7 protein-coding genes are annotated in these 7883 nt (G+C 46.2%); 2 read left to right on the forward strand and 5 right to left on the reverse strand.

Features of this window, described 5'->3' with window-relative positions:
- Positions 1-120 precede the first annotated feature (120 nt).
- The gene (locus tag A4S05_RS04670; protein WP_069068667.1) at positions 121-348 is read right to left on the reverse strand and encodes a hypothetical protein; all 228 of its coding nucleotides are present in this window, start codon (positions 346-348) and stop codon (positions 121-123) included.
- 168 nt (positions 349-516) lie between these two features.
- Here A4S05_RS04670 and A4S05_RS04675 point away from each other — a divergent pair, with 168 nt between their 5' ends.
- Complete coding sequence (locus tag A4S05_RS04675) at positions 517-5025, forward strand: NB-ARC domain-containing protein (RefSeq protein ID WP_084226980.1); 4509 nt, start codon at positions 517-519, stop codon at positions 5023-5025.
- Entirely contained in the window at positions 5003-5164 is a 162-nt protein-coding gene (locus tag A4S05_RS41345) for a hypothetical protein (RefSeq protein WP_176726916.1), read from the forward strand. The genes A4S05_RS04675 and A4S05_RS41345 overlap by 23 nt, the downstream gene beginning before the upstream one ends.
- 30 nt (positions 5165-5194) lie before the next feature.
- Here A4S05_RS41345 and A4S05_RS04680 read toward each other — a convergent pair whose 3' ends face one another.
- From A4S05_RS04680 to A4S05_RS04700, 4 genes are all read right to left on the reverse strand, one after another.
- Positions 5195-5428, reverse strand: coding sequence for a helix-turn-helix transcriptional regulator (locus tag A4S05_RS04680; RefSeq protein ID WP_256090826.1), 234 nt, complete (start codon positions 5426-5428; stop codon positions 5195-5197).
- Positions 5429-5483: 55 nt separating this feature from the next.
- A complete protein-coding gene (locus A4S05_RS04685; RefSeq protein WP_069068668.1) occupies positions 5484-5702 on the reverse strand; it encodes a hypothetical protein in 219 nt (72 codons plus the stop codon).
- Between the two features lie 596 nt (positions 5703-6298).
- Entirely contained in the window at positions 6299-6958 is a 660-nt protein-coding gene (locus A4S05_RS04695) for a phytochelatin synthase family protein (protein ID WP_069068670.1), read from the reverse strand.
- 71 nt (positions 6959-7029) lie between these two features.
- Complete coding sequence (locus A4S05_RS04700) at positions 7030-7416, reverse strand: hypothetical protein (RefSeq protein WP_069068671.1); 387 nt, start codon at positions 7414-7416, stop codon at positions 7030-7032.
- Positions 7417-7883 lie beyond the last annotated feature (467 nt).

Genomic DNA, 7883 nt, shown 5'->3' on the forward strand with positions numbered 1-7883 from the left:
GATCCGGGTAATGGATAGCCTTATAAAGGGGAGGGAACAAGATTTCTTGTTTCCCCCCTTTATAAGGGGGGTAATGCGACTTGTGTGTACACCGTAGCTTTTTAAGGGGGGGGAATCGGTTCATCTTTTACTCTTGCTTTTTAGAGAATCGTTTTCGTCCCTTTTCTCCTGCAAGCTGCGGATTTTAACCAGCACTGAAATATATTGTTGAGTCATCCAAATCAACGCTTCAATGGATGAGTTACCTTGGTCAATCTGGCTTTTAGCTTGTAAACCAATCAAGAATAGTTGCATTGCCAACAACAAAGCAATGATTTTACCGAGAATATTTTGACGCTTACCTTGCATTTGTTTCTACCCCAAAAAGTTGATAGATATAGGTTCTCTTTGGGGTTGTATCCCTAAGCAAATACCCCAATGTTGCTGAAAATGCCTTAGAATCTGGATTACATGAGTTTGGGGTGGTAGTTTCAATCTGGGGTAGCCCCAAACTTCTTACTCATTTTTTTGGATGTAATGCCACGACAAACTTATGGCCCTGAACCTAAAAAGCGAGTCAAGCGTCTGCTAGAGGCGTTGCTTTATTTTGTCGATGGGGAATTTGGGGACAGTAACTTTAAAATTGAGTCCGACTGGAAAGAAGCAGACAGCATTAACCCCAAGCTGACTGTGCAGACTACGTTAGTCGTGTTGGAGTTGCTGACGCAAAAAGATAGATATCCTGGTAAGTTAACTAAAGCGCAAATTCGAGAAGCGCTGAATTTGCTGAAAGATTTTTTGAAGATTCTGGAAGATAACCGTCTCCAAACTCAAGGTTCTGATGACTGGCACTTTACTTTAAAGCTATGGTCAAGGGATAGAGAGAAGAACCTGAAAGAGTTTGATGAAGCGTGGGAAAAGAATAGACCAAAGAAATCAAAAGAATTAGCAGCTAATCTTAGCAAAGATGAGAGCGTTGCTGTTACACCCGAAATTAAACTTACTCTATTTCAAGCGCCACCTTTACCCACATACTTTGTAGAACGCCCAGAGTACAGCGATGATTTAAAGACTCGTCTTTTAAATGGTTCATCGTCTGATAGTCGCACTTTAGTAATTACTGCGATTCACGGTTTGGGTTCGGTGGGCAAATCTACTTTAGCTGCGGCTTTAGCCCATAATGCAGAAATACAATCTCGTTTTTGTGATGGCATTCTTTGGGCAACATTAGGTCAACAACCCGATGTACTTTCTTTACTTAGTGGTTGGGTGCAGGCACTAGGAGACTATAACTTTAAACCTATCAGCATAGAAGCAACTTCTACCCATCTGCGGACTCTGCTTTATGACAAAGCGGTATTGCTGGTGGTTGATGATGCGTGGAATACAAAAGATGCGTCAGTATTTAATGTTGGCGGGGTGCGGTGTCAGGTTTTAGTAACTACTCGTGAAGGCGCAATTGCTGACGCATTAGGAGCCAGCACCTACAGCCTGGATATAATGACAGCATCCCAGGCAATGGAATTGCTGACGAAGAAGTTAGGACGGGAGATTAGAGGTGTAGAGTGTCAGTCAGCAGAAAAGTTAGCTAAAGGCGTTGGTTATCTCCCCTTAGCATTGGAACTCGCAGCAGCACAAGTTGTAGATGGTAGAACTTGGGCAGTCTTGTTACGAGATATTCAACAAGAAATTGCTCGGTTAAAATCATTAGATAGACCAGGAGCAAAAGATACTACTGATGAAGCAAGTTTAAAACGCCTCAGCTTAACTGCATCTTTGAACTTGAGCATAAAGCGATTGGCACAAGAGGACAAAGAATACTTTACTTGGTTGGGGGTGTTACCTGAAGATGTAAATATTACTCCCAAAATGACAGCAACACTTTGGGATATTGCAGATGAGCGCGATGCCTCTGATTCATTGAAAGATTTACAAAGTAAAGCCCTATTATTACTTGGTGCTCCTCTCGCTGATGGTACGCCTACCTATCGCCTACATGATTTATTTCACGACTTAGCGCGGAACTTGTTAACTGCTCCACCACAGCCAAAGCATCGGGGTGATTTACTAGGACTAGGTATATCTCTTGCTGATGCTCACGCTATTTTGTTGGAGAAATATCGGCAGAAAACCCAAAATAATTTATGGCATACCTTGCCTAATGATGGTTACATTCATCAGCATTTAGTTTGGCATTTAGATAAAGCTGGACAGTTAGAGGAGATTCACCAGTTATTGCGGGAAGAGTCGGCAACTGGGAATAATGGCTGGTATGAAGTGCGAGAGAAATTAGGAGAAACCGCGGGTTACATCACAGATATTTCTCGTGCTTGGGAATTAGTAGAGGTGAATTGGACTGAAGCAACCTTGCCGCAGGTTGTGGGTTTGCAGTGTCGCTATGCTTTGATTACAGCTTCTCTTAATAGTTTGGCAGCTAATTTACCAGTAGAACTGCTGGTGGCGTTGGTCAAAAATAATGTGTGGAGTCCTGAACAAGGACTAGCTTACGCTCTGCAAAAACCAGAGCCAAAGGAAAAAGCGGAAGCCTTTACAGAGTTAGTCAACTATTTGCCGCCAAATTTAGAAAAACTAGCACTGTCAGAAGCACTCGCCGCTTCTAGGGCGATTCAGTCTGAGTGGTATCGCGCCCAAGCCTTGAGTGCATTAGCCGACAAACTGCCCGCCGAGTTGTTACCACAAGCCCTAGAGGCGGCACAGGCGATTCAGTCTGAGAGGTATCGCGCCCAAGCCCTGAGTGCATTAGCCGACAAATTGCCCGATGTGTTGCCACAAGCCCTGGAGGCGGCGCGGGCGATTCAGTCTGAGTTGTATCGCGCCCAAGCCCTGAGTGCATTAACCGGCAAACTGCCCAATGTGTTGCCACAAGCCCTAGAGGCAACACGGGCGATTCAAGATGAGAGGTATTGCGCCCAAGCCCTGAGTGTATTAGCCAACAAACTGTCTGCCGAGTTGTTGCCACAAGCCCTAGAGGCGGCGCAGGCGATTCAAGATGAGGAGTATCGCACCCAAGCCCTGAGTGCATTAGCTGATAAACTGCCCAATGTGTTGCCACAAGTCCTAGAGGCAGCACGGGCAATTCAGGATAAGTATTTTTGCGCCCAAATCCTGAGTGCATTAGCCGACAAACTGCCCAATGTGTTGCCACAAGCCTTAGAGGCAGCGCGGGCAATTCAGGATAAGTATTTTCGCGCCCAAGCCTTGAGTGTATTAGCTGACAAACTGCCCAATGTGTTGCCACAAGCCCTGGAAGCGGCGCGGGCGATTCAGTCTGAGAGGGATCGCGGCCAAGTTCTGAGTGCATTAGCCGACAAACTGCCTACCGAGTTATTGCCACAAGCCCTAGAGGCGGCACACGCGATTCAGTCTGAGAGGTATCGCGCCCAAGCCCTGAGTGCATTAGCCAACAAACTGCCCCATGTGTTGCCACAAGCTTTAGAGGCGGCACGGGCGATTCAAGATCAGAGGTATCGCGCCCAAGCCCTGAGTGCATTAGCCAACAAACTGCCCGCGGAGTTATTGCCACAAGCCATAGAGGTGACACGGGCGATTCAAGGTGAGGAGTATCACGCCCAAGCCCTGAGTGCATTAGCCGACAAACTGCCCGCGGAGTTGCTGCCACAAGCCCTAGAGGCGACACGGGCGATTCAGTCTGAGAAGTATCGTGCCCAAGCCCTGAGTGCATTAGCCAACAAATTGCCCCATGTATTACCACAAGCCCTAGAGGCGACACGGGCGATTCAAGATGAGGAGTATCGCACCCAAGTCCTGAGTGCATTAGCCAACAAACTGCTTGCGGAGTTGTTGCCACAAGCCCTAGAGGCGACACGGGCGATTCGAGATGAGGAGTATCGCGCCCAAGCCCTGAGTGCATTAGCCGACAAACTGCCCGCGGAGTTGCTGCCACAAGCCCTAGAGGTGGCACAGGCGATTCAAGATGAGGAGTATCGCGCCCAAGCCCTGAGTGCATTAGCCGACAAACTGCCTGCCGAGTTGTTGCCAGAAGCCCTAGAGGCGACACGGGCGATTAAACATGAGGAGTATCGCGCCCAAGCCCTGAGTGCATTAACCAACAAACTGCCTGCGGAGTTGTTGCCAGAAGCCCTAGAGGCGGCACGGGCAATTCAATATAAGGAGTATCGCGCCCAAGCCCTGAGTGCATTAGTCAACAAAATGCCCGATGTGTTGCCAGAAGCCCTAGAGGTGGCACGGGCGATTCAACATGAGGAGTATCGCGCCCAAGCCCTGAGTGCATTAGTCAACAAAATGCCCGATGTGTTGCCAGAAGCCCTAGAGGCGGCACGGGCGATTCAATATAAGGAGTATCGCGCCCAAGCCCTGAGTGCATTAGTCAACAAAATGCCCGATGTGTTGTTGCCACAAGCCATAGAGGTGACACGGGCGATTCAATATGAGGAGTATCGCGCCCAAGCCCTGAGTGGATTAGCCAACAAACTGCCCGCCGAGTTGTTACCACAAGCCCTAGAGGTGGCACAGGCGATTCAAGATGAGGAGTATCGCGCCCAAGCCCTGAGTGCATTAGCCGACAAACTGCCTGCCGAGTTGTTGCCACAAGCCATAAAGGCGACACGGGCGATTCAGTCTGAGAGGTATCGCACCCAAGCCCTGAGTGCATTAGCCGACAAACTGCCCGCCGAGTTGTTACCACAAGTCCTGGAGGTGGCACGGGCGATTCAAGATGAGAGGTATCGCGTCCAAGCCCTGAGTGTATTAGCCAACAAACTACCCGATGTGTTGCCACAAGCCCTGGAGGTGGCACGGACGATTCAAGATGAGGAGGATCGCGCCCAAGCCCTGAGTGCATTAGCTCCCAGTTTGTCACAAATGCCACTTCCTCAACTTTTTCCGCTATGGGAAGATACGCTGCATCAGCTATCCCTTCGCACTCGTCCTAATTTGCTGTCAGATATCAAGGCATTGTTTCCAATTATCTTTGCATTTGATAGCGAAGCAGCAACGGCAGAACTTGTCCGCGCTATTATAAATGTGGGGCGATGGTGGCGGTGATTTAACAGTTGTCAGTTCGTTAGACATCGCCTTTTACAGCTACTCAAACATCAAGCAGGTATCGCATTTACAAACTCTCTCTAGTGTCGATGAGTTAGCGATCGCAATTATTCATAAAATCATCACAGAAATTGTCTAGACTCTCGATGAGCGATCGCCATGATGGGTTTTAAGCAACTTCTTTAGGTGACATTTTAATTTCTACTTTTTGATTTAAAGCTGCTGCAATCCGAGCCAATATAGACAAAGAATGTCCCTCATAGTCAGCATCTTCCAATCGAGCAATAACTGACTGGGTAGTACCGACTAAATCAGCTAGTTGTTGCTGCGTTAGTCCCGCTTCTTTACGTGCATCGTAGATGATTTGAGATACCTGAGCATTTATTGATGATTCTCTAACCATCTCTTGTAATTATGGATCTTCTTTCATCATTCTTTTAATGATTCTCAGTGCATCATTAGTTTTCTTCATTTATAGTCACTGACTCACCATCTTTATACTCAGCGCGAACAGCTTCAATTTCTGCCAGTGTATCTGCATCGTCTTCGTACAACGCTTCTTCGGCTTCAAAAATTTGTTGCTCAATTAGTTCTTGAAGTTGACGTTTTTCTGTTAAATCAAGGGAAAATATTGCTTCTGCTAAAGTTTCTAATACCAATTTAATGTGAAGTTGCACGTATCTTGATCCCCCTAAATCCCCCTTAAAAAGGGGGACTTTGAATTCCCCCCTTTTTAAGGGGGGCTAGGGGGGATCGAATTCTATGCAGCTTCATAAAGAATTGGTATAAGGAGAGTTGTAGTTTAACAATGGCTGGCATTTTTCTCCTTTTGGGTGTGCTTTATTCGCATTTTGACACCATTATGCTAATTTTAACAGTTATATTTTTGCCAAGCCCAAAGTCTTTGGATTGTATTTCACGCTTGTGGGGTGCAGCGCAGCAATTGGATTTGTCTAAACTGCGATCGCACTTTCACAACACGCTACTAACTATCTCTTTCTCTCCCCTTTCCAAGGCTACGGTGTACACACAAATTAAATTACCCCCCTTAATCCCCCCGATGCATTGGGGGGAAAAAGAAATCTAGTTCCCTCCCCTTTACAAGGGGAGGGTTAGGGTGGGGTACTTTGATAACTTGTGTGTACACCGTAGCCTTTTAGGAGAGAGGTTAAACTGTATTACTTCCATTCGAGAACCGCTATATTGATCATCAACATTTGTTAGTTATCTTTCAGAAGTTATTTTAAAAATGGTTGGCTATGATTCTAAGTAATTATTCAGAATGGAGAGCGTTCAAGGCGATTTCTGATGGGTGAACCACTCCGTTAGCTGCTAAATTAGCTTTCTCTTGCCTGCGAAGCACGATCATGCCACGAGAGCGATTTGATGAGGAATCTTTATCTACGCAAGCGGCATATATACGTTGAATTGGGCATTTCCAAAACCGGGTATATCGTTTAGGATTTGTATCTGCAATGGTTATTTCTTGAGTTTTCGGGTCATAGTCTGCCAATAAGGAGAAGTGACCACCTTCTAAACTTGGATTTTCATGGGCAATACGGGTATTGAAGTTAAGAATGTGGACGTCATTTTCATCACAAACGGCGGCTTCAACTTCACGGATGAATGCTTCGAGCGTCATACTCGGTTTATCAAAATGCTCTATCCGAATCGATAGAGGTATTTCTTTTTTTTCAAGGTAAGTTCGACAGGTATCGTAGGTTTCTGCTAACGTCATCCCATCATCTAAAACCGATGCGATGGGTAGTTGGGTTGCATAGAAAATCTCATCAACAGTTGTCAGATATCCCAATGCGGTAAAGGCATAAGCAATTGCAGTGACATTGCAACAGTAGATGGGTTGTTGAAATTGATGTAGTTGAATGATTTCTAAATCTCGTTTGGAAATTTGAGCTAAATTATCAAGATCCATTTTTCTGCCTTTTTTAGATAAATATATTGATTAACTCAGGATTTACAGCTTTTTTAAAAACTGTGCTTGCATTATCTAGCACTCGCCATCAAAGATGCAAGGACAGTTAAGACAGTTAAGCAAATTTTTGAGACAGTTAAGATAGTGTTAACATCCGGTTCACGGGAGCGGTCTTCAAGTTCCCAGGAGCAGTCTTCGAGTACACGGGAACGGTCTTCGAGTTCCCAGGAACGGTCTTCGAGTTCCCAGGAACGGTCTTCGAGTTCCCAGGAGCGGTCTTCAAGTTCCCAGGAGCGGTCTTCGAGTTCCCAGGAGCGGTCTTCGAGTTCCCAGCAGCAGTCTTCGAGTTCCCAGGAACGGTCTTCGAGTACACGGGAGCGGTCTTCAAGTTCCCAGGAACGGTCTTCGAGTACACGGGAGCAGTCTGCCTCAAAACTTTTATATATAGCCGTAGTCACATAGGTTATACCATTTCACAAAAATCTTGATACATATAGATTTTTTGTAGGGGTTTAGCACTGCTCATTGGTGTCAACTTAAGCTAGAAATAGCTTCGCTGCGGGCTTCATAACCCGCCAGAGAATGAATTCTCTGGCTCATAGCTAAAGTCTACTGAAGTAGACTGAATATTTTTGGGGATATCTAGTACCGTAAGGCGGAATCCGTAATTCGTAATGACGCTCCTGCGTCGCTAACGCTGCGCTAACGTAATTCGTAATTAATTGTTTGCAAGGGTTTCAGACATTTAAAATGGTGAGACAGCGCGGTCTTGGGGGTTTCCCCCATGAGCGACTGCGAACCCGTTAGCGAGTCTTCGAGCGTCAGGGGTGGTTTATTTACGCCGTGCTGTACTAGTCATCTTCAGATGACTTTAGCTATGAGACAGGGATTTACAATCCCTGGCGGACGTGCGGTTTCGCGTTAA

It is taken from the genome of Nostoc sp. KVJ20 (genome assembly GCF_001712795.1).
Taxonomy (GTDB): Bacteria; Cyanobacteriota; Cyanobacteriia; order Cyanobacteriales; family Nostocaceae; genus Nostoc.